At 66.6% G+C, this 25,242-nt stretch carries 22 protein-coding genes; 5 read left to right on the top strand and 17 right to left on the bottom strand.

The features are described 5' to 3' along the window. Nucleotides 1-33: 33 nt before the first annotated feature. Genes WFQ67_RS16660 through WFQ67_RS16650 form a run of 3 tightly spaced genes read left to right on the top strand, consistent with a single transcriptional unit; the run spans nt 34 to nt 2,963 of the window. Nucleotides 34-1,206, top strand: a complete 1,173-nt coding sequence (locus tag WFQ67_RS16660; RefSeq protein WP_337057592.1) for an NAD(P)/FAD-dependent oxidoreductase — start codon at nt 34-36, stop codon at nt 1,204-1,206. Next, nucleotides 1,203-2,015, top strand: coding sequence for an aldo/keto reductase (locus WFQ67_RS16655; RefSeq protein ID WP_173171309.1), 813 nt, complete (start codon nt 1,203-1,205; stop codon nt 2,013-2,015). Before WFQ67_RS16660 ends, WFQ67_RS16655 begins: the two co-directional genes overlap by 4 nt. A gap of 42 nt (nt 2,016-2,057) precedes the next feature. Continuing rightward, nucleotides 2,058-2,963 carry a metal ABC transporter ATPase gene (locus tag WFQ67_RS16650; protein WP_173171307.1) on the top strand — a complete coding sequence of 302 codons (906 nt, stop codon included), beginning with the start codon at nt 2,058-2,060 and terminating at the stop codon, nt 2,961-2,963. 110 nt (nt 2,964-3,073) lie between these two features. On the opposite strand, the gene WFQ67_RS16645 is transcribed toward WFQ67_RS16650, so the two are convergent. The 6 genes from WFQ67_RS16645 to msbA form a co-directional block, all read right to left on the bottom strand. Next, on the bottom strand, nt 3,074-4,282 hold the full coding sequence (locus tag WFQ67_RS16645; protein WP_173171305.1) for an acyl-CoA dehydrogenase family protein: 1,209 nt from the start codon (nt 4,280-4,282) through the stop codon (nt 3,074-3,076). 152 nt (nt 4,283-4,434) lie between these two features. Further along, nucleotides 4,435-5,724 (bottom strand): acyl-CoA dehydrogenase family protein, encoded by a 1,290-nt coding sequence (locus WFQ67_RS16640; RefSeq protein WP_337057590.1) that lies wholly within the window; start codon nt 5,722-5,724, stop codon nt 4,435-4,437. Between the two features lie 111 nt (nt 5,725-5,835). Further along, nucleotides 5,836-7,257: a bifunctional D-glycero-beta-D-manno-heptose-7-phosphate kinase/D-glycero-beta-D-manno-heptose 1-phosphate adenylyltransferase HldE gene (gene hldE, locus WFQ67_RS16635; RefSeq protein WP_213626631.1), complete on the bottom strand. Its 1,422-nt coding sequence runs from the start codon at nt 7,255-7,257 to the stop codon at nt 5,836-5,838. A 72-nt stretch (nt 7,258-7,329) separates the two neighbouring features. Then, nucleotides 7,330-8,748 carry a PIG-L deacetylase family protein gene (locus tag WFQ67_RS16630; RefSeq protein WP_337057589.1) on the bottom strand — a complete coding sequence of 473 codons (1,419 nt, stop codon included), beginning with the start codon at nt 8,746-8,748 and terminating at the stop codon, nt 7,330-7,332. 4 nt (nt 8,749-8,752) lie between these two features. After that, nucleotides 8,753-9,649, bottom strand: a complete 897-nt coding sequence (locus WFQ67_RS16625) for a GNAT family N-acetyltransferase (RefSeq protein WP_337057588.1) — start codon at nt 9,647-9,649, stop codon at nt 8,753-8,755. Nucleotides 9,650-9,708: 59 nt separating this feature from the next. Continuing rightward, nucleotides 9,709-11,523 (bottom strand): lipid A export permease/ATP-binding protein MsbA, encoded by a 1,815-nt coding sequence (gene msbA, locus WFQ67_RS16620; protein WP_213626637.1) that lies wholly within the window; start codon nt 11,521-11,523, stop codon nt 9,709-9,711. Between the two features lie 122 nt (nt 11,524-11,645). Here msbA and WFQ67_RS16615 point away from each other — a divergent pair, with 122 nt between their 5' ends. Together WFQ67_RS16615 and WFQ67_RS16610 are read left to right on the top strand one after the other, a co-directional pair. Further along, nucleotides 11,646-12,818, top strand: a complete 1,173-nt coding sequence (locus tag WFQ67_RS16615; protein ID WP_337057587.1) for an O-antigen ligase family protein — start codon at nt 11,646-11,648, stop codon at nt 12,816-12,818. Further along, complete coding sequence (locus tag WFQ67_RS16610) at nt 12,815-13,477, top strand: lipopolysaccharide kinase InaA family protein (protein ID WP_285960628.1); 663 nt, start codon at nt 12,815-12,817, stop codon at nt 13,475-13,477. The genes WFQ67_RS16615 and WFQ67_RS16610 overlap by 4 nt, the downstream gene beginning before the upstream one ends. Here the strand turns inward: WFQ67_RS16610 and WFQ67_RS16605 are convergent. The 11 genes from WFQ67_RS16605 to waaF all read right to left on the bottom strand — a co-directional run bounded on the left by WFQ67_RS16605 (nt 13,474) and on the right by waaF (nt 25,197). After that, the gene (locus WFQ67_RS16605; protein ID WP_337057586.1) at nt 13,474-14,343 is read right to left on the bottom strand and encodes a glycosyltransferase; all 870 of its coding nucleotides are present in this window, start codon (nt 14,341-14,343) and stop codon (nt 13,474-13,476) included. The two genes, WFQ67_RS16610 and WFQ67_RS16605, sit on opposite strands and share 4 nt — an antisense overlap. Beyond that, nucleotides 14,336-15,478: a glycosyltransferase gene (locus tag WFQ67_RS16600; protein WP_337057585.1), complete on the bottom strand. Its 1,143-nt coding sequence runs from the start codon at nt 15,476-15,478 to the stop codon at nt 14,336-14,338. The genes WFQ67_RS16605 and WFQ67_RS16600 overlap by 8 nt, the downstream gene beginning before the upstream one ends. Then, a complete protein-coding gene (locus tag WFQ67_RS16595) occupies nt 15,475-16,395 on the bottom strand; it encodes a glycosyltransferase family 2 protein (RefSeq protein WP_337057584.1) in 921 nt (306 codons plus the stop codon). The genes WFQ67_RS16600 and WFQ67_RS16595 overlap by 4 nt, the downstream gene beginning before the upstream one ends. After that, nucleotides 16,379-18,136, bottom strand: a complete 1,758-nt coding sequence (locus tag WFQ67_RS16590; protein ID WP_337057583.1) for a carbamoyltransferase family protein — start codon at nt 18,134-18,136, stop codon at nt 16,379-16,381. The genes WFQ67_RS16595 and WFQ67_RS16590 overlap by 17 nt, the downstream gene beginning before the upstream one ends. Before the next feature lie 113 nt (nt 18,137-18,249). After that, a complete protein-coding gene (locus WFQ67_RS16585) occupies nt 18,250-19,686 on the bottom strand; it encodes a lipopolysaccharide kinase InaA family protein (protein WP_337057582.1) in 1,437 nt (478 codons plus the stop codon). Further along, nucleotides 19,683-20,438: a lipopolysaccharide kinase InaA family protein gene (locus WFQ67_RS16580; protein WP_173171280.1), complete on the bottom strand. Its 756-nt coding sequence runs from the start codon at nt 20,436-20,438 to the stop codon at nt 19,683-19,685. The genes WFQ67_RS16585 and WFQ67_RS16580 overlap by 4 nt, the downstream gene beginning before the upstream one ends. Then, nucleotides 20,435-21,172, bottom strand: a complete 738-nt coding sequence (locus WFQ67_RS16575) for a lipopolysaccharide kinase InaA family protein (RefSeq protein WP_263151472.1) — start codon at nt 21,170-21,172, stop codon at nt 20,435-20,437. Before WFQ67_RS16575 ends, WFQ67_RS16580 begins: the two co-directional genes overlap by 4 nt. After that, the gene (gene rfaP / locus WFQ67_RS16570; RefSeq protein WP_213626652.1) at nt 21,169-21,984 is read right to left on the bottom strand and encodes a lipopolysaccharide core heptose(I) kinase RfaP; all 816 of its coding nucleotides are present in this window, start codon (nt 21,982-21,984) and stop codon (nt 21,169-21,171) included. The genes WFQ67_RS16575 and rfaP overlap by 4 nt, the downstream gene beginning before the upstream one ends. Next, complete coding sequence (locus WFQ67_RS16565; protein WP_337057580.1) at nt 21,981-23,102, bottom strand: glycosyltransferase family 4 protein; 1,122 nt, start codon at nt 23,100-23,102, stop codon at nt 21,981-21,983. The genes rfaP and WFQ67_RS16565 overlap by 4 nt, the downstream gene beginning before the upstream one ends. Further along, nucleotides 23,102-24,163, bottom strand: coding sequence for a lipopolysaccharide heptosyltransferase I (waaC, locus tag WFQ67_RS16560; protein WP_263151475.1), 1,062 nt, complete (start codon nt 24,161-24,163; stop codon nt 23,102-23,104). The genes WFQ67_RS16565 and waaC overlap by 1 nt, the downstream gene beginning before the upstream one ends. Then, nucleotides 24,160-25,197, bottom strand: coding sequence for a lipopolysaccharide heptosyltransferase II (waaF, locus tag WFQ67_RS16555; RefSeq protein ID WP_337057579.1), 1,038 nt, complete (start codon nt 25,195-25,197; stop codon nt 24,160-24,162). The genes waaC and waaF overlap by 4 nt, the downstream gene beginning before the upstream one ends. Nucleotides 25,198-25,242 lie beyond the last annotated feature (45 nt).

The following is a 25,242-nucleotide window of genomic DNA, read 5'->3' as shown; positions in this document are numbered from 1 at the left end:
TACTGCGCGCCGGTTTTCTTCGAGGCAGCTTCCATGTCCCAGGTTCTCAACACCGACGTCCTCATCGTGGGCGGCGGCGTCGCCGGCCTCTGGCTCGCGGCACGCCTGCGCAGCCAGGGCTTCGCCACCCTGCTGGTGGAGAGCGCCAGCCTCGGCGGCGGGCAGAGCGTGAAGTCCCAGGGCATCATCCACGGCGGCGCCAAGTACGCCCTGCACGGCGCGCTGACCGGCGCCTCCGAAGCCATCGCCGACATGCCGCGCCGCTGGCGCGAGGCCCTGGCCGGCAACGGCGAGCTGGACCTGCGCCCGGTGCGCCTGCTGTCCGACGCCCACTACCTGTGGTCGCCCGGCTCCCTGGCCGGCAACATCACCAGCTTCTTCGCCAGCAAGGCGGTGCGCGGCCGCGTCGACCAGGTCAAGGGCGACGCCCTGCCCCCGGCCCTGCAACACCCGAAATTCAAGGGCAAGGTCTATCGCCTCGCCGAACTGGTGCTGGATGTGCCGAGCCTGATCCAGCGCCTGGCCGACCTCGCCGGCGACGGCCTGCTGGCCGGGCGCAGCATCGAACCGCTGCGCGAGGGGGATGAGCTCGTCGGCCTGGTGGTCGACGGTCGCAGCATCCGCGCCCAGCGCATCGTGCTCAGCGCCGGCGCCGGCAACGAGGCGCTGCTGCAGGCCCTCGGCATCCAGCAACCGGCCATGCAGCGCCGCCCGCTGCACATGGTGATGGTCAAGGCGCCCGGGCTGAAACCGCTCTACGCCCACTGCCTCGACGGCGGGCCCAAGCCGCGCGTCACCGTCACCACCCATCCCGCCGCCGATGGCCAATGGGTCTGGTACCTGGGGGGCGAAATCGCCGAAGCCGATGGCGTGGCGCGCAACGAGGCGGAGCAGATCGCCGCGGCGGAGAAGGAACTGCGCGACCTGCTGCCCTGGATCGACCTGGCCGCCGCCCGATGGGCGACCCTGCGGGTGGACCGAGCGGAGCCGGTGCAGAACGGCCTGGCGCGCCCGGACAACGCCTTCCTCGCCGACCAGGGCCGCCTGCTGGTGGGCTGGCCGACCAAGCTGGCACTGGCCCCCGACTTCGCCGACCGGGTGATCACCGCCCTGGAACGCGACGGGATACGGCCGACGCAGCCGGCGCCCCTGCCCGAGCTGCCGCGCCCGAGCCTGGCGCAACCGGTCTGGGAGGAACTGCTGTGAGCCGGAGCCTGCACCACCTGCACCGCCCCCTGGGCGACACCGGCCTGATCGTCTCCCCCCTGGGCCTGGGCACCGTCAAGCTGGGCCGCGACCAGGGCGTCAAATACCCCTCGGGCTTCACCATCCCCGATGACGACGAAGCCGGCCGCCTGATCGGCCTGGCACATGAGCTGGGCATCAACCTGATCGACACCGCGCCGGCCTATGGGCGCAGCGAGGAGCGCCTCGGCCCGTTGCTGCGCGGCCGGCGCCAGGACTGGGTGATCGTCAGCAAGAGCGGCGAGGAGTTCGAGGCGGGCCGCTCCAGCCACGACTTCAGCCCGGCGCATACCCGCCGCTCCGTGGAGCGCAGCCTGAAGCGCCTGGAGACCGACTACATCGACCTGCTGCTGCTGCACTCCGATGGCGACGACCTGCGCATCCTGCGCGACAGCGGTGCCTACGAGACCCTCGCCGAGCTCAAGCGCGAGGGCAAGATCCGCGCCTTCGGCCTTTCCGGCAAGACCGTGGAAGGCGGCCTGCTGGCGCTGGAGCGCGGCGACTGCGCGATGGTCACCTACAACCTCGCCGAACAGGGCGAGAAGCCGGTGCTGGACTATGCTGCCAGTCACGCCAAGGGCATCCTGATCAAGAAGGGCCTGGCCAGCGGCCATGCCTGCCTGGGGGCCGGCGTCGACCCGGTGAAAGCGAGCTTCGAGCTGATCTTCGGCCACCCCGGAGTCGGCAGCGCCATCATCGGAACCATCAATCCGCTGCATCTGTCCCATAATGTCGCGACGGCCGCCGAGGTGCTGCAAGGCCGTCCCTGAGCGCCGCAACAGCGGCCGACCCCGACGCAAGAAGGAGCCGACATGCCGCGAATCCTGGCCCGTAAAGACCCGGGGGCCTTCAAGACCCTGCCCCTCCACGTGGAAGCCACCCCCGACGGCCTGACCTACCAGGCCCTTGGGTTGCCGCTGAACTTCACCCAGATGCTGGAACGCCGCCGACGCCCGGTGGAGGTCGCCGACAGCCAGCGCTTCGCCGTCGAGCTGGCCAACCTGGGCGTCTCCGTGCGCCTGACCCTGGAGCTGCAGGGGCGCGAGTACTGGGTGCTGGTGCGCCAGCGCCGGCTGGACCGCGGCGACACCGTGCTCAAGCTGATCTCCGGCTACGTACCGGCCCATGAACTCAACCTGCCGCTGCTCACCGCCATCCAGGAAGTGGCCGAGGAGTGCCTGATCGAGACGCCGGACGGCTGGCTCGGCGGGCGCTTCGCCGATACCTGGCTGCCCACGCCCTACCAGCGCCAGCTGCACTATCGCGAAGCCAGCCACTTCCGCCTGAGCCCCTTGTCAGGCGCAGCACGCCCGGTGCAGAGCGGCAGCCTGACGCTGCTGGAGCGCCCGCGTGCCTACGTGCACCTGCCCACCGCTTCGCTGCAGCTGGTGTACGACATGAGCCTGGAGCTGCCGCGCGATGCCCGCCAGGTGAGCTTCTTCCACGTTGACGAAAGCCTGCACGACGGCGAGCTGGTTGCCGCCCTCGAACGCCGCCGTCCGGACATCTACCTGCTGCCTCGCGACCATGGCAAGCCCACCGGCGAGCTGCTGACCCTGCGTAACGGCGAGTTCAAGCCGGCCAGTACGCGGGGCGTCTGGCTTTCGGAAAGCTTCGCCGAACAGGACGGCTGGCTGGTGCGTGACGAACGCATCCGCTGGAAGGACTGGCTGGCCCGTGTCGGCACCGCCGAACGGAGCAGGCGCCTGGCCTGCTGAAAGTCCGAAGAATGCCCCCGCGTAGGTGGGCGCGCGCACCGGGGCGGGTGTCGCAGGCGCCGCAAAAAAGAACCCCGCCGGAGCGGGGCCAATCGGGCACTACAACAGAATCACTTGAGTTCGCTGGAGCTCTTGCCGAGCAGGCGACGGGCGACGATCAGCAACTGGATCTGCTGCGTCCCCTCGAAGATGTCGAGGATCTTCGAATCCCGCGCCCACTTCTCGAGCAGCTCGTCCTCGCCATACCCCAGCGCGCCGACCAGCTCCACGCACTTGAGCGTCACCTCGTTGGCCACGCGCCCGGCCTTGGCCTTGGCGATGGAGGCCTCCTTGGAGTTGGGCAGCTTGTTGTCCGCCATCCAGGCAGCCTTGAGGGTCAGCAGGCGCGCCGCCTCCCACTCGGCCTCCAGCCGGTAGAGGGTGGCTTCGGCGTGGGTCACGCTGAGCAACGGCTTGCGGTAGTCGAACCTGCAACCGGCCTTCTTCAGCAGCTCACGGGTGCGATCCAGCGAAGCCTTGGCCACGCCGATGGCCATGCCGGCCACCAGCGGACGGGTGTTGTCGAAGGTCTCCATGACCCCGGCGAACCCCTTCTGTACATCGATCTCCGCGTTGCCCAGCAGGTTGGCCGCCGGCACCCGGCAATCGCTGAAGCTGATGGACGCCGTGTCGGACGCCTTGATGCCCAGCTTCTTCTCCAGGCGGGTGACGCTCATGCCCGGCGTGCCCTTCTCCACCACGAAGGACTTGATCGCCGCACGCCCCAGGCTCTTGTCCAGGGTCGCCCAGACCACCACCGCATCGGCGCGCTCGCCGGAGGTGACGAAGATCTTCTCGCCATTGAGCACGTAGTGGTCGCCATCCTTCACCGCCGTGGTGCGGATGGCGGCGGAGTCCGACCCGCAGCCCGGCTCGGTGATGGCCATGGCCGCCCAGGTGCTGCCGAAGCGCTTGAGCTGCTCCTCGTTGGCCACCGCCGCGATGGCGGCATTGCCCAGCCCCTGGCGCGGCATGCCCAGCAGCAGGCCGACATCGCCCCAGCAGAGTTCGATGACCCCGAGCAGCGCCGAGAGGTTGCCGCCGTTGCGCACGCCCTCCTCCACCTGGCCGCTGCCGCGCTTGCTGGCGGACGTGGCGCCGACGGCGTCGGGGGAACCGGCGTTCATGCCGTCCAGCAGGGCGGCGAGCAGGTCCAGCTCCTTGGGATAGGCGTGCTCGGCCTTGTCGTACTTGCGGGAAATGGGGCGGAAGTAGTTGGCCGCCACCTGGTGCGCCTGATTGGCCAGGCCACGGAATTTCTTCGGGGTTTCAAGGTTCATCACAAAGTCCTCAGAATCGGATTTCGATCGTGCGAGCTAGAGGCATGCAAGGCGAAAACCGGCGAGAAAGCGCAATTTACGCGCTGTAAATGAGCATTCCGAGCCGGCTTTCAACGCTGCAGGCCCGACGCGCAGCCGATCAAAACCGGTTCTCACAGGTGGAGGCCGCCGGACATAAGGGCCACGGCGCGGAGGTCGCGGTACCAGCGCTCGGCCGGGTGCTCCTTGGTGAAGCCATGGCCGCCCAGCAGTTGCACCGCGTCGGTGCCGATCTTCATCGCCTTCTCGGCGCAAAGGAGGCGCGCCAGGTAGGCCTCGCGCTGGAAGGGCTCGCCACGCTCGGCCCGGGCGCAGGCGCGCCAGACCATCATGCGCATGGCGTCCAGCTCGATGGCGATGTCCGAGACCATGAAGGCGACACCCTGGCGGTGGCTGATGGGCTCGCCAAAGGCGACGCGCTCGTTGCAGTAGGTGACGACGTAGTCCAGCGCCGCCTGGCCGGTGCCCAGGGCCAGGGCACACCAGGCGAGGATGGTGAAATCGAGGAAGCGTGGGTAATCGAAGTCGGCGGCGGCCAGGCGATTCTCCGTCGGCACCTTGACGCCCTTCAGCAGCACGCGCGCCGTCGAACAGGCCTTGAGTCCCATGGCGGGTTCGGCCTGGCGCTCCAGCCCCCTGGCACCGCCCTCGACGAGGAACAGCGCCGGGCCATTCTCGGCCTCGGCGGCGACGATCAGCTGGCTGGCATTGAGCCCCTCGAGCACCAGGCATTTCTCACCGGTGAGCTGGTAGTGCTTGCCCTTGCGCCGGGCCTTGGTGGCCAGGCGGTGGGGGTCGGCCAGCACGCCGGGTTCGCTGACGGCGATGGCCACCAGCGGTGGACGTTCCTCGCCGACGAAGGCCGGCAGCCAGCGCGCCTGCTGCTCGGGCGAGGCCCAGCGGCGGATGCAGTTGGCGGCGGACAGCGGCACCAGCAGCGAGGCGGCCAGGGACAGGTCGCCCTGGCCCAGCGCCTCGGCGATCAGCGCGTTGCTGACGGTGGTGCGCTCGCCGGCCATGCCGCCGTGCACCTCGCCGACGCCGTAGTGGGCGAGGCCCAGTTCCAGCGCCTGGTTGAGCAGGTCGGCGGGGATGGCACCGCGCGCATCGGCGTCGTGGGCGGCCGGGCGCAGCACTTCCAGGGCGAAGCCCTGGAGCATCTCCCTGATCATCTGCTGCTCGTCGCTCAGGGACAGGTCGAAGAGCGCATCCGGGTCAGCCTTGCGCGGCGTCTTGGCGGCCTTGCCGGAACGCTCGGCGACCATCTGGAAGCCGGCGCGGCTGCCGGTGTAGAGAAGCTTCTCGAAGGGCTTGCGCAGCTTGAACCGGTCCGGCCAGTCGGCCTGGGCGACGCGGTTCAGCATGGACAGGGCGCGTCCCTGTGCATCGGTACTCATGGGCATCTCGCTCCACGCGGGGTGAGGATGCCTGGATGATGCGCGCCGGAAACAAGCGCGCCTATGACCGACGGGACGCGGGCGAGTGGCACGACGGCCACCCGCTCGGGGGGAGGATCAGCGGCTGCGGATCTTCTCGACGATGGCGGTGGTGGAGCTGTTCTCCACGAGGCCGAGGACACGCACTTCGCCGCCGTAGGCCTTGACGATGTCGGCGCCCACCACCTGCTCGATGCCGTAGTCGCCGCCCTTGACCAGGATGTCCGGCTTGACCTGGCCGAGCAGGCGCTCGGGGGTGTCTTCGCTGAAGCTCACCACCCAGTCGACGGCGCCGAGGCCGGCGAGCACGGCCATGCGCCGGTCCACCGAGTTGATCGGACGGCCGGGGCCCTTGAGGCGGCTGACCGAGGCGTCGTCGTTGACCGCCAGCACCAGGCGGTCGCCCTGGGCGCGGGCCTGCTCGAGGTAGGTCACGTGGCCGGCATGGAGGATGTCGAAGCAGCCATTGGTGAAGACGATCTTCTCGCCATGGGCGCGGGCGTCCTCGATGGCCAGCAGCAGTTGGTCGAGGCTCAGCACCCCACGCTCGGAGCCCTGCTCGCGCTGCACGGCGCGGCGCAGTTCGGGGGCGCTGATGGCGGCGGTACCCAGCTTGCCGACCACGATGCCCGCGGCCAGGTTGGCCAGGGCCACGGCCTGGGGCAGCTCCTCGCCGGCAGCCAGGCTGGCGGCCAGGGTGGAGATCACGGTGTCGCCGGCACCGGTGACGTCGAACACCTCTCGGGCGCGCGCCGGCAGGTGCAGGGCGGGCTGGTCGGGACGCAGCAGGGTCATGCCGTGTTCGCCACGGGTCACCAGCAGGGCGCCGAGGTCCAGTTCGCGCATCAGTTGCGCGCCCTTGGCGACCAGGTCGGCCTCGTCGGCGCAGCGTCCGACTATGGTTTCGAATTCGTTGAGATTGGGGGTGATCAGGCTGGCGCCGCGGTAGATGCCGAAGTCCTTGCCCTTGGGGTCGGCGAGCACCGGGATGCCCTTGCGCCGGGCGGCCTGGATCAACGCCTGGTGGTTCTTCAGCGCGCCCTTGCCGTAGTCGGATAGCACCAGCACCTTGACCCCGCCGAGCAGGCGCTCGACCTCGACGGCCAGGGCCTCGGCATCGGTCTCGAAGGGCTCTTCGAAATCCATGCGCAGCAACTGCTGGTGGCGGCTCATGACCCGCAGCTTGACGATGGTCGGCTGCGTGGCGATGCGCTGGAAGCGTGCGTCGACGCCGGCAGCACCCAGGCTGGCGAGCAGGCTGGCGGCAGCCTCGTCTTCACCGGTCACTCCCACCAGGGCGGCGGGAGCGCCAAGGGCCGCGATGTTCAGCGCCACGTTGGCGGCACCGCCCGGGCGGTCTTCGATCTGGTCGACACGCACCACGGGCACCGGCGCCTCGGGGGAGATGCGCGAGGTGCCGCCATGCCAGTAACGGTCGAGCATGACGTCGCCCACCACCAGAACGGGGGCCAGATCGAAACGGGGCATGGTGAGCTTCATGAAGACTCCAGAGCATGAAAAAACGGCGCGGATCATAACATAGCAGCTGACCCGCCCCGTCGCCGGAGGCCGTCAATCGGAAAGGCGTCTCACCCAGAAAAGCTCGTGGCGGCGCACCGCCTTGCGGAAGAAGTCGTCCTCGCCACTCTCCGGCCAGCGACGGGCGGCGAGCAGCCACTGGATGGTCCGGCGCAGGCGCTTCTTGAACGACAGCGGCACCTGCAGGTCATGCTGCATGGCCAGCGCCTGGGCCTTGTCCAGGCGCGCCTGTTCGCACAACACGGGACTCCACAGGTCATCCGCCGGCAGCGGCTCGATGCACGGCGGCAGGGCGATGCCGCCCCCGGCCGGGCCCATGGGCCAGCGGTCGTTGTCGACAAGGTGGTTGGCATAGAGCAGTTGCACCGAAGGGGTCCAGCCACTCTTGCAGATGGCCTGGTCGAGGGCGCGACTGGCCTGGACGTGATCCGGATGCGGGTCGAGCTGCGGATGCGGCACCACCACCACGTCGGGCTGTAGGCGGGCCAGCAGGGCCGCCAGGTCACCCACCAGGTTGTCCCAGGTCGGTGCACCATCGAGATCGCCAGGCAGTGCCAGGGCGTTGAAGCGGCGGACGCTGCGGATGTCCGCCTCCCCGGATTCCAGCGAGGCGAAAGGCTTGTCCGGCTCGGCCTCCATGGCTTCCAGGCGCAGGCAGTAGTAGCCCAGCTGCAGGCACCGGGTAGCCGGTACGCCGCCCCAGAGCGGCACCGCCAGGCTGCTCCAGCTGCGCAGGCGCCCCTTGAGGCGTGCAGCGGCAGCGGCATCCAGCCCAAGGCGACGATAGACCTGGGCCTCGATCTCGCCCTGGGTCAGGGTGACGATGTGCACGTCGCTGCAGCGGCTGTAGAGCCCGAAGGCCGCCAACTCGGCATCGTCCGCATGAGGCGCGATGACCAGCACCTTCTTCCTGGCGTAGTCGGGGTTGCTGAAGGCATGCAGCGTGGCGGTCGGCGCCAGCCGGCAGAAACGCCCTCGCAGGCGCAACGTGCCGGCGGCCAGGGCCGCCTGAGCCCCGGAAAGGTTGATATAGCGGCGCCCGTTCACGCCCCGCTCGAAGTCCTGGCGGTCGATACCTTCGCCACATTCGACCAGCACATGCGGGTCGAGCCAGCGACCGAGCCAGCGGCTGCGGATCACCACTTCCAGCACCAGCGTCTCCGCGTCCTCGGGCCAGGCGGCGCCGCCCGGGTCCAGGCGCCCATCCACCAGGCTCACGGGCAACGCCCGGGCGCTGCCGGGGAAGCGGTACTGGTAGTCATCCCGCGGTGAATAGAAGAGATGATCGGCGAACCAGGCCTCGTGGGCGATCCAGCCGAGCACGAGGAGCACCGGGGTGGTGCTCCAGGAGCCGAACCAGTCCAGCGCCATGAGCACCAGCAAGGCACCGAGCATGAACAAACGCTTGTGGCGCCGATGGCGGCGCAGGAGCAGCTGCTTGCGTGTTTCCATTCACTCACACCCGAAAGACGGGAACCTTGTTGCACCAACGATCCTTGTATTCCACATCTGCGCGCCCGAACGAATAGCGCAGGGCCTTGCCTCTGGCCCGGGCATCTTCCCAGGCGGCCTGCGTATTGACGAAGCTGAGGACGCTGCCGGGGCTGAAGTCCCGGCTTTGTGGATCGACGCCGCCGTTGATGTATTCGGCGCTGATCCATTCTGGAGATTCGACCCTGTACACCACCTGAACGGCGATGGGTGCTCCCTCCAGCAACAACAGGCTGCCGCTGAGGAATTCCCGCAGCAGCCCGAACACTTCTTCCAGATGCCCCTTGCCGGGCACATCGAAGCCCCAGCGACGCTCGAACAGTTCGGTATAGACGGCCGCCAGTTCGGCGGGAGCGAGTTCCGCGATCGGCCTCAGGGTGCCACCGGCCTCTTCCAGCAGGCGCAGCTCGCGGCGCTGGTTGTAGCGGAACTTCTTGGAGAATTCCTCGGGCGCACGGCACAGCGCCAGCGCGTCCTTCTGCAGGCGCAGCCCCTGCAGGCGGCTCTGGTTGGGTTCGCCCAGGTAGGCGCCGCGATGGCGCAAGACCGCTCCACTGTCCGGTCGCGCCGGCAGGAGCACCTCGGCATTGCCGAGATCGAACAGATGCCGCTTGCCGGCACGCTTGAGGGCATCCCTCGACAAGGCGAGGTGGCGACCCCAGGTGGGAGCGGCGGCGACCGGCTCGTCACCCTCGAACCAGCCGAGGTAGCGCACCGGGATGCCGGCCATCGCGGACAGGCGCTCCACCACATCCGGGTGGGTCACCAGGCTGCCGCCGAAACGTGACCAGACGGCGGCATAGTCGGCGGCATTCAGTGGGCGCCAGCCGCGTTCTCGGCAGGCGCGTATCAGGTTCAGCACCGCCCGGTCCCTGGGATTGAACGTCTCATCGTCATGTACATATCAGGCACATGTACCGCTCAGCCGCGCTCCGCCACGTGGGCCTTGTCCTCGGCGAACTGGTTGGCGTGCAGGCGCGCGTAATAGCCATCCAGGGCGATCAGCTCGGCGTGGTTGCCGCGCTCGACGATGCGGCCCTGGTCCATCACCAGGATCAGGTCGGCCTTCTCGATGGTGGACAGACGATGGGCGATGACCAGCGTGGTGCGGCCATCCATCACCCGGTCCAGCGCCTTCTGGATGTGCCGTTCGGACTCGTTGTCCAGCGCCGAAGTGGCTTCGTCCAGCACCAGCAGCGGCGCGTTCTTCAGCAGCGCGCGGGCGATGGCCAGGCGCTGGCGCTGGCCGCCGGACAACAGCACGCCGTTCTCGCCGACCTCGGTGTCCAGGCCCTGGGGCAGCTTCTCGATGAATTCGCTGGCATAGGCGGCCTCGGCCGCTCGCTCGATGTCCGCGCGCGGCGCGCCGGCGAGGTCTCCATAGGCGATGTTGTTGGCCACCGAGTCATTGAACAGATTGACCTGCTGGGTCACCAGCGCGATGTGTCGGCGCAGGTTGCGCAGGCGGTAATCCTGGACCTCGACGCCATCGAGGAGGATCTGCCCTTCGCTGTGCTGGTAGAAGCGCGGGATCAGGTTGGCCAGCGTCGACTTGCCACTTCCGGAACGCCCCACCAGGGCAACCATCTGCCCGGGTTCGGCCGTGAAACTGATGCCATCGAGCACGGATTTTTCGGTACCGGGGTAGCGGAAGGTCAGGTCGCGCACCTCCAGCCTGCCCACCACCCGCTCACGCTCGACGGTGCCGGTATCGGTCTCCGGCACCTCGTCCAGCTGCTCGAAGATGCTCTCGGCACCCGCCACGCCCTTCTGCACCGTGGAGCTGACCTCCGACAACTGGCGGATGGGCTTGGGCAGCATGCCGGCCACGGTGATGTAGGCCACCAGCTCGCCCGCCGATGCATCACCGCGCAGGAACAGCACGAGGAACATCAGCACCGCCATGGCGGAGAAGATCACCAGTTGCAGCATCGGCGTGTAGACGGCACCGGTCTTGGTCATGCGCAGCTGCTTGTCGGTATTGCTCTGGCTGGCGTCGAGAAAGCGCGCTTCCTCGTAGGGCTCGCCACCGAAGCTGCGCACCACGCGATAGCCCTGGATGGTTTCGGACGCCACGTGGGTGACATCCCCCATGGCCACCTGGATCTTCTTGCTCTGCTTGCGGAACTTGCGGCTGGCCGTGGTCACCATGAATGCGATCAGCGGCAGGATCGCCACCATCACCAGGGTCAGGCGCCAGTTCATCCACAACAGGTAGGCGAACAGGCAGACCACCGTCATCCCCTCGCGGATCACCACCTTGATGGCATCGGTCGCGGCCCCCGTCACCATGGTGACGTTGAAGGTGATGCGCGAGATCAGGTGCCCCGAGTTGTGGTTGTCGAAATAGCGGTTGGGCAGCACCAGCAGGTTATTGAACAGCGCCACCCGCAGGTCATGAACGAGTCCGAGGGAGACCTTGGCCAGGTAGTAGTTGCCGAGGAAGGAACCAACGCCCTGCCAGGCGGCGATCAGCACGATCAGCAGCGGCACCATCTGCAGCAGCTGCAGGTCCCGCAGCACCGGCACATTGGGGAAGAGCACCACGCTCGGGTCGTTCAACCCATCGACGAAGTACTGCAGGATCGCACCCAGCATCGGCTGGGTCGTGGCGAAGATCACGAAGCCGACGATGCTCAGCACGAACTGCCAGATGTATGGGCGGACATAGCTCAGCAGCCGCAGATAGATCTTCAGGCTGGACGGCTGGGATTGCGTCGGATGTTGCTCGGTCATTCGCTCGGCCTGGGGGTGGCAGAAAAGGCGGAGAGCTTACCACAGCGTGCCTAGCCACCGTTGTTGGACTAAGATGCAGCCCTTTTCACGGATATAGACCTTCTCAGGTGCAGGCGTCTTTCATGCTCTCACAGTCCCGGTGGCAGTCTCTTAGCTTTTTCATCGTCAAGCGCTGGCTGGTGCTCGGCTATCTGGTACTGCTCACCGGGCTGTTCTGGCTGCCCAATGGCAGTGTCTACACCAAGGTGTTCTATGCCCTGGTCGCCTTCCCCGCGCTTCTGGCCCTGATTCTGGCGCCCCGTCGCTGCAAAGACCTGCTGCATGAACCCATGGTGCTTGTCTTCCTGGCCTTCTCGGCCTGGATGCTTATCACCCTCGGCTGGTCGGGTACTGACGATAGCGTTGGCGGGCTGGCCAAGCGGCCACTGTATCTGCTTCTGTTTATGGCTGCCTGCAGCCTGATCGCCCTGGAAAGCCGCGAATTATTGCTGCGCACCTTGCGCACCGCAGCCGTGCTCGCCGCCTTTGCCGCACTCGTGAACCTGGTCTTGTTCCTGCTGGACCCGCCCCCCGAGAACCGCCTGATAGGCAGCGGCGCCCTGCGCAACCCGCTGCTCACCTCTCATGTCCTGGGCATGTTCTGCACTTACTGGATCGCAACCTGGCTAAGCCGCGATATTCGCCAAGAGTGGCTAGCGCCACTCATGACTCTGCCGATATTGCTGGCCCTGCTCGCCACTGGCTCACGCACGCCACTGATGGCACTGGTTGTAACCAGCCTCTGGATGCTGCTTATAACACCCCGCCGCGCCACCTTGCTGATACTCACCATTGCAGTGACAGGTGGGCTCTGCCTGGCCTTTTTCCCCGATCTGCTGCTGCAGCGCGGTGGCTCCTTCCGCCCCCAAATCTGGGCAGACGCCCTGCGTCAGGCCCAAGATCACCTCTGGCTCGGACATGGCTACGACCACCGCTTCGTCTTCATAATCGAAGGTCTCAGCACCATACTGAGCGACCCACACAACGTTGAACTCGCGGTACTTCTCGAGTTGGGCCTCGTGGGGCTGGGTTTCTGGCTTGTGCTGCATGGCCTCGGCCTCTGGCACTGCCTGCGCCAACGCAACGACAAGGGCTTCCAGGTCGCCTCAGCGCTGGTGGTCTACGGCTTGGCAGCAGGCCTGACCGAAGGCAGCAGCTTCCTGTCTCGCCCTAACGAGAGCTGGTTCCTTATCTGGATTCCGCTGAGCCTGGTGATCGCCCTGGCTATCCAAAAGCGAGGCCTGGGTAAGGAATGAAAAACCTGAGCGCATCAGAACTGCAGGAACTACTGACCGACTCGACAGCCATTGAAGGTGATGGCCATGGCCTGAAGGTAGCACGCCTGAAAAACGGGGACTTCCTCAAGCTGTACCGACGCAAGCGCATGCTCAGTTCTGCACTCTGGTCTCCGCCATCTCGGCGTTTCGCGAACAATGCCGAGCGCCTTCGCGAACTCGGCATCGTCAGCCCGGAGATCCAACAACTGCTGCTGATCCCGGAACTGCAACTGAACGCCGTGATCTATCGCCCTTTGCCCGGAGATACGCTCAGGAACCGCTGGCGCCACCTTGATACGGCGAGCCGGGAGCAGGAAGTCGAGTTATTCGGCGCCTTCCTGGGCAAGCTGCACCAGTTGGGGGTGTACTTCCGATCCCTGCATCTGGGCAACGTGCTGCAACTGCCCGACGGCGAGTTGGGCCTGATAGATCTATCAGACATGAAGATTGCCAATCTACCGCTAGCGAGGTGGAAGCGCCGGCGTAACCTGCAACACATTCTTCGTTACAAGGAAGATGCCGGCTGGTTGCTTAGCGAACATCGCCAGGCCTGGATTCGTGGCTACGCGGCGAGCTGCGGCCAGACGGCCGCAGTACGTTTCGAACGTGACCTGTCCAAGGCGACTCTGCCCGGCTAGCCCAGGTACAGGCGGCCGAGTGCATTGAGGGTCTTGCCGTTCCAATAGCGCAACGGCAGGCGCCCCAGCAGTTCACGGGCCAGCGGCTTGTCATCACGCGCGGTCTTCAGCAGCATCGAGTTGATAAAGCGTGCACAAACCTCGGCATGGTTCGGGTGGTCACCAAAGTGGGCATAGGTGGCCATCACGGCGTCGATCATCATGCGCCGGTTCTTGTAGGTATTGGTGTCGTGCACCCGGTAGAGAGCCAGCACATCGGGCAAAATATCAATGAAGTAGCCTGCATGGGTAATCTTCAACTCGATCAGTAGGTCTTCCAGGCGTATCGCTGGATCGAACCCGCCTACCGCATCTAGCGCATCGCGACGAAACAGCAGTGTGGGTGCCGGAGCCCCGTCCTTCCTGGCGTTGAAAAGATCCTCGAAATCCAGGCGACGCAGGGGACGATTGCGATCCTTTCCAGGAATCGCTCGGCCCTGCTCATCGATGGTGCGTATATTGCCGGCGCAGATACCCACTTCCGGCTTGTCCTGCATGTAAGCCACCTGCAGCGCCAGACGCTCGGGCAGCATCACGTCATCGGAGCCGAAAGGAGCGACCAGGCTGCCCTTCGAACGCGCCACCAGCTCGTTGAGGGTACGGGCAAGCCCCCTGTTCTCACGAGCGACGAAGTCGAAGCCGTGCTCCTCTTGCATTCTGCGGATGCGTGCAACGCTGTCATCGCTAGAACCGTCATCTACTACCAGTAACTCGATGCCAGGGTAGGTCTGCGCCAGCACGCTATTGATACAGGCCTCGATGTACTGGCCATGGTTGTAGGAGGAAATGATCACACTGACCAGAGGCAAATCCTGGGTATCAGTCATGGCGATCCCCTTCCAGCAGCCCCGCCAACAACTCTCGATACTGGCGACGGAAGTCCTCGATCGAATGGGCGCGGCGGAGGTAGCCATAAGCCCGCTCGCCCTCCTCGATGCGTTCCGCGTCAGTGAGTGCCATCACCGCCCGCAAGTGTTTTGCCAGCGCAGCATGCTGACCTGATGGGAAAATGCGGCCACCACAGTCCTCCAGAATCGGCTTGAGGCTGGGAATATCCGAGCCAATAACGGGCAAGCGGCCACTCATGCCTTCCAACAGCGCCAAGGGTAGGCCTTCGCTGAGGGACGGCATGACAAAGCTGTCGAATGCCCGCACGTACTGCAGCGCATCGTCCTTGGCACCCAGCAGTCGAACGCACCCTTCAAGCTCCAGCTCCGCAATCACGGCCTCCAGGTCGGCACGCGAACGGCCTTCACCGATGATTGCCAGCAGCGCTACGGGCCATTCATCCTTGATTTCGGCGAAAGCGCGCAGCAAGTGGATATGGCCCTTGACCGGCACCAGACGACCAATGGCCCCGAACACAAAAGCGTCCGCCGGCAAGCCAAGCAGCTCGCGCGCACTCGCGCGGGGTAGCTGCAGACTTTCTGCACGGTCGATGTCGATGGCGTTGTTGATCTGGCAGGTGTTGGCCGAAGTGAAACCGGCACCGGCCTCGACCAGATAGTTGCGCACGGCACGAGATACGCCCACCAGGCGCCAGTTCGATGTCACCAACTGGCGCACAGTCCAGCAACGGAAGGAGCGGTCGTACTCGCCGAAGCCATGGGCGACGCCGATGCAGGCACGAAAGCCAAGCAGCTTGTTCAGCAGCATCAGCATATTCACCGGCTTGAAACGGTGGCCAATTACCGCGTCGTATTTCTCTTCACGACAGTGTTTGTAGAGCGCCCAGAGGGCACGCAGGCGCAGCCCGCTAACCTGAGACTGACGGTAGCCAAAATAGATGGAACGGCCGGCCTTGCTCACAGGCTCGCCGGGGCCAGGACGACCGCGCAGGAATGCTGTAGTGACCTCATAGCACTCGGCCGGCAAGGCCTGGACAATCTGCTCGGCAAGGTCCGAGGCGTTGACGTTGTAGTAGTTTTGCAACTGTAGAACTTTGATACGGCGCTGACTCATACCGACTTCTTGGCTCCCAGCCACAAGCGCAAGGCCTTGCGGCTGTATGAAAATTTGAACAGTACGCGCCAGTCGACTCGCAGCGCCTCACCATAGTAGTAGCGGGCACCGTCCTGGTCGCCGGCCAGCATGCAAGTACGAAACAACGACAGGCAGCGTTGCGCCTTGTAGCGGTGACGCAGCGCCTGCGCAGCGGCGGGCAGCCTGTCGAATACCTCGTCCACCAGCTTCAGATCCACCTTACGTGCGGCCTCGGCGTTGTGCCGCAAGCTGCCGGAGTGCTTGTGGACGCGCGCGAGGGAGAAATCCAGGCGACGTACCGGACCATGAGCCAGGGCGTAGGCGAACACGGGGATATCTTCGCTGTGGCGCAGGTGCTCCGGATAGGGCCGCTGGAGCAGCAGGTCGCGCCTGAATAAACAGGCGCCGTGGCTGATGGCGATGGTCTTGTCCAGCAAGTAGGCGGAAAGGCGCTCGGCAATACCGTCTGGAAGCGGTGAAGCGGGGTGTTCGCGCTCACGGCCGTCGGGCTGCACCGCGACATGTCCGGCCAGCCACAAACCGATGTCGGGCTCGGCACGCAACTGCTCGCACAGGCGGGGCAGCATGCCAGGTACCAGTTCATCATCGGCGTCCAGGAGCAACACATGGCGCCCGCCAGCCAGCCGCACACCGTGGTTGCGGGCGGCAGAGGGGCCGGCGTTGTCCTGGCGTACCCCCCGGAAGCGCTCGCCATGGCGGGCCGCCAGGGCTTCGAACACCGCAGGGGTGTCATCACTGGAGCCGTCGTCGACGACCCACAGCTCCACATCATCGCCGGCCTGGGAGAGCACCGACTCGACCGCCCGCGGCAGCACCCTGGCGTAGTTGTACGCCGGGATGACGACGCTGAGCAGCGGGCTATCCGACACTGTCATACCAGTCCACGCCATCCTTGACGACCAACACGTCTTCCATGATCAGGTACTGCAGGTCCGAGCCGTAGAACATGTTCAGCGCGTCGGTGGGCGAGCAGATCATCGGCTCGCCACGACGGTTGAGGGAGGTGTTCAGGGACACGCCGTTACCGGTCAGTTTCTCCAGTTCGAGCATCAGGTCGTACCAGCGCGGATTGTGGCGGCGCTCCAGGACCTGGGCGCGGGAGGTGCCGTCCTCGTGCACGACTTCGGAAACGCGCTCCTTCCACTCGTCGTTGACCTCGAAGGTGAAGGTCATGAACGGGCTCGGGTGATCCACCTTGAGCATCTTCGGCGCCACGGTGTCGAGCATCGACGGGCAGAAGGGCCTCCAGCGCTCGCGGAACTTGATCTGCTCGTTGATGCGGTCGGCGACGCCGGGGATGCTCGGGCAACCGATGATGGAGCGGCCACCCAGGGCGCGCGGACCGAATTCCATGCGGCCCTGGAACCAGGCCACCGGATTGCCGGCGACCATGATGCTGGCGATGCGCTGCGGGGTGTTCTCGATGCGCTTGAACACCGGCTTGTTCGGATGTCTGGCGCAGGCGGCGATGACGTCCTCGTTGGAGAACGACGGGCCGAGGTAGACGTGTTCCATCTTCTCCACCGGCACGCCGCGCTTATGCGAGACGTAGGCGGCGGCGCCGACGGCGGTGCCGGCGTCACCGGAGGCGGGCTGGACGAACAGCTCCTTCACGTCCGGGCGGGCGATGATCTTCTGGTTCAGCTTGACGTTCAGTGCGCAGCCGCCAGCGAAGGCGATCTTGCCGGTCTCGCGCAGGATGTCGCCGAGGTAGTACTCCATCATCTCCAGCGCCAGCTTCTCGAACAGCGCCTGCATGCTGGCGGCGTAATGGATGTAGGGGTCGTCGGCGATGTCGCCCTGGCGTTTCGGGCCGAGCCATTCGATCAGCTTGGGCGAGAAGTAGTAGCCCTTGCCGTTCTCCTTGTAGCGGCGGAAGCCGATGACGTTGGCGTACTCGGTGTTGATCACCAGCTCGCCGTTCTCGAACTTGGCCAGGCGGGAGAAATCGTACTTGGCGGCGTCACCGTAGGGCGCCATGCCCATGACCTTGAACTCGCCGTCGAGCATCTCGAAGCCGAGGTACTCGGTGATCGCGCCATAGAGGCCGCCGAGGGAGTCCGGGTCGAAGAATTCCTTGATCTTGTGGATCTTGCCGTTCTCGCCCCAGCCGAAGAAGGTGGTGGCGTACTCGCCCTTGCCGTCGATCCCGAGGATGGCGGTCTTTTCCTTGAAGCCGGAGCAGTGGTAGGCGCTGGAGGCGTGGGCCAGGTGGTGCTCGACCGGCTCGATCTTCACCTTCTTGGCGTCGAAGCCCAGTTGCTCCAGGCACCAGACGATCTTGTTGCGGTAGCGCTTGTAGCGACGGTTGCCCATGAGGATCGCGTCGAGGGCGCGGTCCGGTGCGTACCAGTAGCGCTTGGCGTACTGCCAGCGGGCCTTGCCGAAGAGGCTGATGGGCGCGAAGGGGATGGCCACCACGTCGACGTCGGACGGCTTGATGCCGGCCTGCTCCAGGCAGAACTTGGCCGATTCGTAGGGCATGCGGTTCTTCGCGTGCTTGTCGCGCACGAAGCGCTCTTCTTCAGCGGCCGCGATCAGCTTGCCGTCGATGTAGAGCGCAGCGGACGGATCATGGCTGAGGGCGCCGGAAAGGCCGAGAATCGTCAGTGCCACAGTGTTAAGCCTCTTCAAAGCAGCTGAAAGCCCGGAGCGGGAAGCGCAAGCCTGCAGCGGTCATAGGGTTCACGCCCCGTAGGGCTCTTTCTTCCAGCTTCAAGCTCACGGCTTCAAGCTGTCTTGGGTAAACGTCGGTCCAGCAACTGGTACAACGCCGAGTCGGCAGGCCAGTTGCGCAGGAAGCGGGTGCGATCACGGGCATAGGCCTTGGCGAAGCTGCGCTCGCTGCGGTGCTGCTGCACGGCGTCGAGATCGATGAGGCACCAGGCGCCGTCCTGCCAGAACAGGTTGTGTCCCTTGAGATCGCCATGGCTGATGCGCTCGCGGATCAACGCGGCGAACAAGCGGTCCAGCGCCTGCAGATCGGACTCTGCCGGCAGGCCATTGCCCTGCGGATCGACCTGGGCGTCTCGAAAACGGGCGATTATATCGTGCCCGGACAGATATTCGGTAATCAGGTAGGCACGGCCCCGTAGCCAGCACCAGCGGCGCTCGATCATCGCCAGCGGGCGCGGCGTGGCGATGCCGAGGAAGGCCAGGCGATTGCCCTCCTTCCAGCTGTGCCAGGCGCGGCTCGGGCGCCAGAAGCGCTTGAGCCAATGCAGCGGGCCCTTGATGTTGTAACGCTTGAGCAACACCGGCCGCCCATCGATTTCCACCTGCGCCACGGTGGCGGTGCCGCCGCCCTTGAGCAGGCGACCGGCGGCGATGGCCGCATCGGGATCGGCCAGCACCGGCGCCAGGGCATCCAGCGAATCACGCCGGGCAGCGCGCAAGCCGAAGGCCGAGCCGATCACGCTGAACAGGCTGCAATCGCGCCCGACCTTGCCGAGGAAGTCGCGCAGGCGCCAGCGGCGTACCCGGGCGATTTCCTGCTGCAGCATCTCCAGCGGCAGCGCATGTTCGCCGTTGGCCAGCAGGTAATGCACCAGCAGTTCTTCGAGGAAGGGGTCGAGGCTCGCCGGCAACTGGGCGAAGAACACGCCGAGATTGGCCAGTACCTTGTCCCGCGACAGGCTCTGCCCGGGGGACTCGCCACGCACGCCGCCGCCATCGATCAGTTGCAGCGCACCCTGGTGGCGGAGGATGTTGTCCAGGTGCAGGTCTTCCTGGACCAGGCCCTTGCCGTGCAGTTGGCCGACCAGCGCCAGGGCCTCGCCCAGCACGGCCTGCTGGCCATCGGAGAGCGGCGCCTCGGCTTCCACCGCGCGCCAGTCGTCCCACAGGCTGCGGGCACCTTCCAGGTAATCGAACAGCAGCCAGCCGCCCTGCCCTGCGGCAAAGCCTTCGGCCAGCAGCGCCGGCGTCGGCAGGCCCTGCTCGGCAAGCAGCCGCGCACCGGCCAGTTCGCGCTGGTAGTGACGCTCCGCCTTGGCGCCCACCACCAGCTTGACGAGCACGTCGCGCTCCTGCCAGCGGGCGCGCCCTACATAGCGCTGCCCGGGCAGCACGCGGAACAGCTGGATCAGCTCCAGGCCGCCCTCGGCGTCCACGAGCAGCGGCAGGGTCGGCGCACGACCGGCGCCCGTGAGTTCAGCCAGCTTCAAGCGCGGCGCTCCTTGTTGCGACGGCGCGCACCGAGGCGCCGGACCCAGGTGTCGACATCGCTGCTGGAGTGCCCGGCGCCCAGGTAGGCCACCAGCAGCTCGCGCAGCTCGCTCTCGCCCCAGGGGTTGGCCCGGCGCACCAGCGGCTCGAGGTCCTTGACCCGGTCACGACGGCCCAGCAGCAGCGGCCGGGTCTTCTCCAGGTCGATCAGGCAGCTCTCGTAATGCCCGCCGATCTCGCGCAGGAAGATGTGCTTGGGATAGAAGCAGCCATGCACCTGGCCGGCCGCATGCAGCCGGTGTGCAAGGGTGCCCACGGCGAGGATGATCGCCGCGCGCTGGTCCTCGCCCAGGGAGGGCCAGCGATCCAGCAACTCGGCCAGTTCGGTCCAGCCGTCCAGTGCGCGGGTCAGCAGGATGGCCCGGCGCTCGCCGTGCACCTCCCGCTCGGCGAAGAACGCGGCGCGCAGGGCCGGCACGTCCAGCGCCTGGTAGCGCTGGATATTGCGGAACTCACGGGCGAAGGTGGGCTCGCCGAAGGGCCGCGCCAGGCTGCGGCTGAGGTAGTTGCTCTGCCGCTTGAGGTAGTAGGCGGCATCGCCCAGGTCGAGGCGGAACACGCTGCTCCAGCCTCCCCGGCCGGTGTTGGGGGCGTCCACGGCCTCGAGCTGCAGGTTCCACAGCGCCTCGAAACTGTCGAGACCATGGCGGGCCAGGATGTCCCGGTCGCTGGTGGCGATGAAGTCGCTCATTCGCGTCCCTCGAAGAAACCGATGATCTGCCTGATCCGCCGCTTGTCGCCGACGTTCAGGCGCTGGCGCCCGCGGTACTGCAGGTAGAAGCGCAGGCGCTGGGTGCGGCTCAGCTTGTACTTGGCGACCTTGTCCAGGCAGGCCAGGTCCTTGACGATGCGGCGCCGCAGGAAGGGGCCGAACCAGAATGCGCCGGTGGGGCAGTCGATGAGGAACAGCTCGCCCTCGTCGTTGACCAGCAGGTTGCGCCACTTCAGGTCGTTGTGGGCGAAGTGATGGTCGTGCATGGCGCGGGTGGCACGGGCCAGCTGGCGGCTGACGCCATCGACCCAGGTCGCGTCTTCCAGGCGGGCGTCGTCGCGCTGCGCCAGGGCCGCCATGTCGGAGGTGCGCTCCAGCTCGCGGGTGATCAGCGCGCCACGGTGGAAGCGGCCGAAGCGGCGCTCCAGGCCCCAGCCCACCACCGGAGCCGTGGGGATGCCCCACTTGCTGAAGTTCTTGAGGTTCTGCCACTCGGCCTTGACCCGTGGCCGGCCGATCCAGCGGCGCAGGCCCTTGCCCGCGCCCCAGTAGCGCTTGACGTAGTAGCGGATGCCGGCGTGCTCGACCCGCAGCACCTCGGAGAGCGGGTCACCGGTGATCCAGTCCCCTTGCAGGGCGAACACCGCGTCGAGATCGGCGAACAGCCGGGCGACATCGGCGTCGAGCCCGGGCGCCAGTTTCCAGTCACTCAATCCGCTGCTCCTTCCACGTACTTGCGCTGGTAGCGCGCCAGCAGGCGTGCGGCCTTCTGCTCCATCCAGGCCAGCAGGCCGATCTCCTCACGCAGCACCTGGCGCAGGGGCTGCTGGAAGTAGACCTTGAGGAAGCGCAGCTTGTCGTGCCGGGTCAGGCCGATGTTCAGCGCGGAGAAGTACAGCGCCGCCAGGTCCTTGTCGCGCCAGCGGCGCGGCGTGCTCTCGCGCACCTGGGCGCGGTGCAAGTCGATCACCGAGAGACGGAAGTCCCCCGCCGTGACCGGCTTGTCGGTGTGCAGGAGGAAGTGGCAGATGTAGCAGTCGCGGTGGTTGACCCCGGCGCGGTGCATCTCGCGCACCATGCGCGCGACCTCGTCGATCAGGGCGCGCTTGAGCGCCGGGGCCGGCGGGTTCTGTACCCAGTCGAGGCTGAAGTCCTCGAGACTGATGGTCGGCGCCAGCTCCTCGGTGATGATGAAGGAATGCTGCTGCGCGGGGTTGCTGCCGCGCTCGCCGAAGGCCGCCGCGGTCATCGTCGGCACCCCGGCGCGCTGCAGGCGCTGGATGGCCGCCCACTCCAGGCCGGCGCCCAGCACCGGCGCCTTGGCGGTGACCAGGTTCTTGAAAATCTCGCCCCAGCCGATGCCACGGTGGATCTTCACGAAGTAGCCGCGCCCGTCGACCTCGGTGCGCAGGGTGCGCCGGGCCTCCAGCTCGCGGAACACCTCGCCCTGCAGCTTCTCCACCTCGGCGAACGGGTCACGCCCGGCCCAGAGGTCCTTGAAGGGTTGTTCCAGCATCAGCTTCATGGCCGTGCCTGCAGGATCACGTCGGCCGCGCGCTGCGGCATGCTGTAGAGGTCCGCCGTGTCGGCGAACGCCAGGCCGTTGCGGGCCCATTCGGTGCGGGCGTTATCGTCGTCGAGCATTTCGGCCAGCATGCGGTTCAGCTGCTCCTGTTCGAAGGGGCTCGGCACCACGCGGCCTGCCCTGGCCTCGTCGATGTAGTGGGCGTAGCCGCAGACGTCGGTCACCAGCACCGGCAGCCCGGCGACCAGCGCCTCCAGCAGCACGGTCCCGGTGTTTTCGTTGTAGGCGGGGTGGATCAGCAGGTCGGCACCCAGCAGGAAGCGCGGGATGTCGCTGCGCCCCTTGAGGATCTCGACCTGGTCGGAAATGCCCAGTGTCTTCATCTGCAGGATGAAGGGCTTGGGGTCGTCCTGGCCGATGACGATCAGCCGGGTACGCTTCTTCAGTGCCCTGGGCAGCGCGGCGAGCGCACGCAGGCTGCGGTCGAGGCCCTTGGTCTTGAAGCCGGAGCCGATCTGCACCAGCAGCAACTGGTCGTCCGCCAGCTTGAACTCGCGACGGAACTCGGCGCGGATCTCGGCGGCGTTGGCCGGGGCGCGGCGGTCAGGGGCGATGCCCGGCGGCAGCAGGTGGAAGCGCTCGGCCGGCGTGGCGTAGTGCTTCACGAACAACGGCTGCTGCACCTCGGAGATCATCAGCACCTCGGTCTTCGACTCGGGGGCGAACACCGCGCGCTCGTAGTCGGAGAAATGCTTGTAGCGACCCCACTTGCGATACAGGCCGTTGCGCAGGGTCTGCGCCTTGTCCTCGAAGCAGGGATCGGCGGCGTAGTAGACGTCCAGGCCCGGCATCTTGTTGAAGCCGACCACCCGGTCCACCGGGCGCCTGGCCAGGTCGGCCCCGACCCAGGCGGTGAATTTCTCGTTGCGCTTGTGGTTGAACAGCGCCTTGACCGGCGCGATCAGCACCTCGAAACCGTCCGGGATGTCGCCTTCCCAGATCATGGTGTAGACGCGGATGGCGTGCCCACGGCACTGGCAGTCCTGGGCGATGCGCATGAAGTCACGCTGCAGGCCACCGAACGGGAAGTACTTGTAGAGCACGAATGCCAGTTGCATCAGTGTGTGTCCTCGGTCAGCAGCAGGGCCTCCAGCTGGGTGGCCACGCGCTGCGGGTTCAGCCGGGTGAAGCACAGGGGCTGCTCGCGCTTGAGGTCGAAGCGACGCCTGTCGTCCTCGGTCGGCTGGTAGGTGCAGGTCTTCTTCAGGCACGGCGCGCAAGGGAAGTCGCTGCCCAGGTGCACCTGCGAACGCCCATAGGCACCGGTGAAGCCGGGATTGGTCGGCCCGTAGAGCGACAGGGTCGGCACATCCAGCGCCGCCGCCAGGTGGCCCAGGCCGGTGTCCACCGCCACGCAGGCACGCGCGCCGGCCAGTACCTTGGCCATCCCCGCCAGGGACAATCTGGGGAGCACCGCGGCGTTTTCCAAGCCCTCGGCGATGCGCTCGGCCCGCGCCTTCTCATTCGGGTTGCCCCAGGGCAGGCGCAAGTTCCAGCCGTGCTCGCAGACCCGCTCGGCGAGGTCGCGCCAGTAGGCTTCGGGCCAGTGCTTGGTATCCCAGGTGGTGCCGTGGAGGAACAGCAGGTACGGCGCGCCACCCGGCGCATCGGCCAGTTGCGCACGGTTGAGGCCGTAATCGCCGGTGGTCGCCGGCAGCGGGTAGTCCAGCGCCTTGGCGAACAGCTGGCGTACCCGTTCGACGGCGTGCTGCCCCCAGGCCACCGAGTGGGCCTGGTCGTAGAAGCGCGCGGCGACGGGCTCGCGGGCGGACTCGCGATCCAGCCCGGCCACCGGGGCCTTGGCGTAACGGGTCAGCCAGGCGCTCTTGAACAGCCCTTGTGCGTCGATCACCAGGTCGTAGCGGGTCTCGCGCAGGCGCGCCTTGAAGCGCTTCCACTCACCGCTGCGGATGGTCTGCACGACGTTCTTGCGCCAGCGGCGGATGGCCACCGGGATGACCTGGGCCACGGCCGGGTGCCAGGCGGGGATCTCGGCGAACCCCTCCTCCACCACCCAGTCGAACTGGATGCCGGGAATGGCACGGGCGGCATCGGTGATCGCCGGCAGCGTATGGATCACGTCACCCAGGGATGAGGTCTTGACCAGCAAAACCCTCATTCAGCGACCTCGGCCGGGTCCGCCACCAGGCGCCCCAGGGCATCCATCACCGGACGCGGCTTGAGTTGGCGCAGGCAGTTGTAATGGCCGAAGCGGCAGGTGCGGTCGAAGCAGGGGCTGCACTCCAGGCCCAGGCGCACCACTTCCACCTGTTCCGCCAGCGGCGGGGTGAACAGCGGCGAGGTGGAACCATAGACGGCCACCAGCGGGCGGTTGAGCGCGGCGGCCACGTGCATCAGGCCGGAGTCGTTGGAGACCACGGCACCGGAACAGGACATCAGGTCGATGGCTTCGGCCAGGCTGGTCTGCCCCGCGAGGTTGATCACCTCTTCGCGCAGGCCGGGGATCAGGCGCATGCGGATGTCTTCGCCGCCGGGGTGGTCGTTCTTCGAGCCGAACAGCCAGACCTGCCAGCCATCGCGCACCTTCAGCTCGGCGACCTTGGCGTAGTGCTCGGCCGGCCAGCGCTTGGCCTCGCCGAACTCGGCGCCGGGGCACAGGGCCAGGACGGGGCGATCGAGACTCAGGCCGAACTTGTCCAATACCGCGTCGCGGCTCGCCGGGTCGATTTCGAGGGTCGGCCGCGGGTAGGGCTGCGGCAAATCGGCACCGGGCTCGTAGGCCAGGGCCATGAAGCGCTCGATCATCAGCGGGTAGCGGGACTTGTCCAGCTTGCGGATGTCGTTGAGCAGGCCATAGCGCAGCTCACCCTTCCAGCCCGTGCGCCTGGGAATCCCGGCGAAGAAGGGCACCAGCGCCGACTTCAGCGAGTTGGGCAGGAGGATCGCCTGGTCATAGCGACCGGCGAGGGATTTGCCGATGCGGCGGCGCGTGGCCAGTTCCAGCGCGCCGTGGCCGAGCGGGAAGCTCAGGGCCTGGCGCACTTCGGGCATGCGCTCGAGGATGGGCCGGCTCCACTCGGGTGCCAGGACGTCGATCTGGCAGTCGCCATGGCGGGCTTTCAGGCACTGGAAGAGTGTCTGCGCCATCACCATGTCGCCCACCCAGGAGGGGCCAACGATCAGAATATTCATAAAGGCAGCTTCGGGGCCTCAAGCGACAAGCCGCAAGCGCCAAGC

It is taken from the genome of Pseudomonas sp. USHLN015 (genome assembly GCF_037153275.1).
Taxonomy (GTDB): domain Bacteria; phylum Pseudomonadota; class Gammaproteobacteria; order Pseudomonadales; family Pseudomonadaceae; genus Metapseudomonas; species Metapseudomonas tohonis.
Note: the sequence above shows the minus strand (reverse complement) of the source record. Positions and strands in the feature narration are given on the sequence as shown.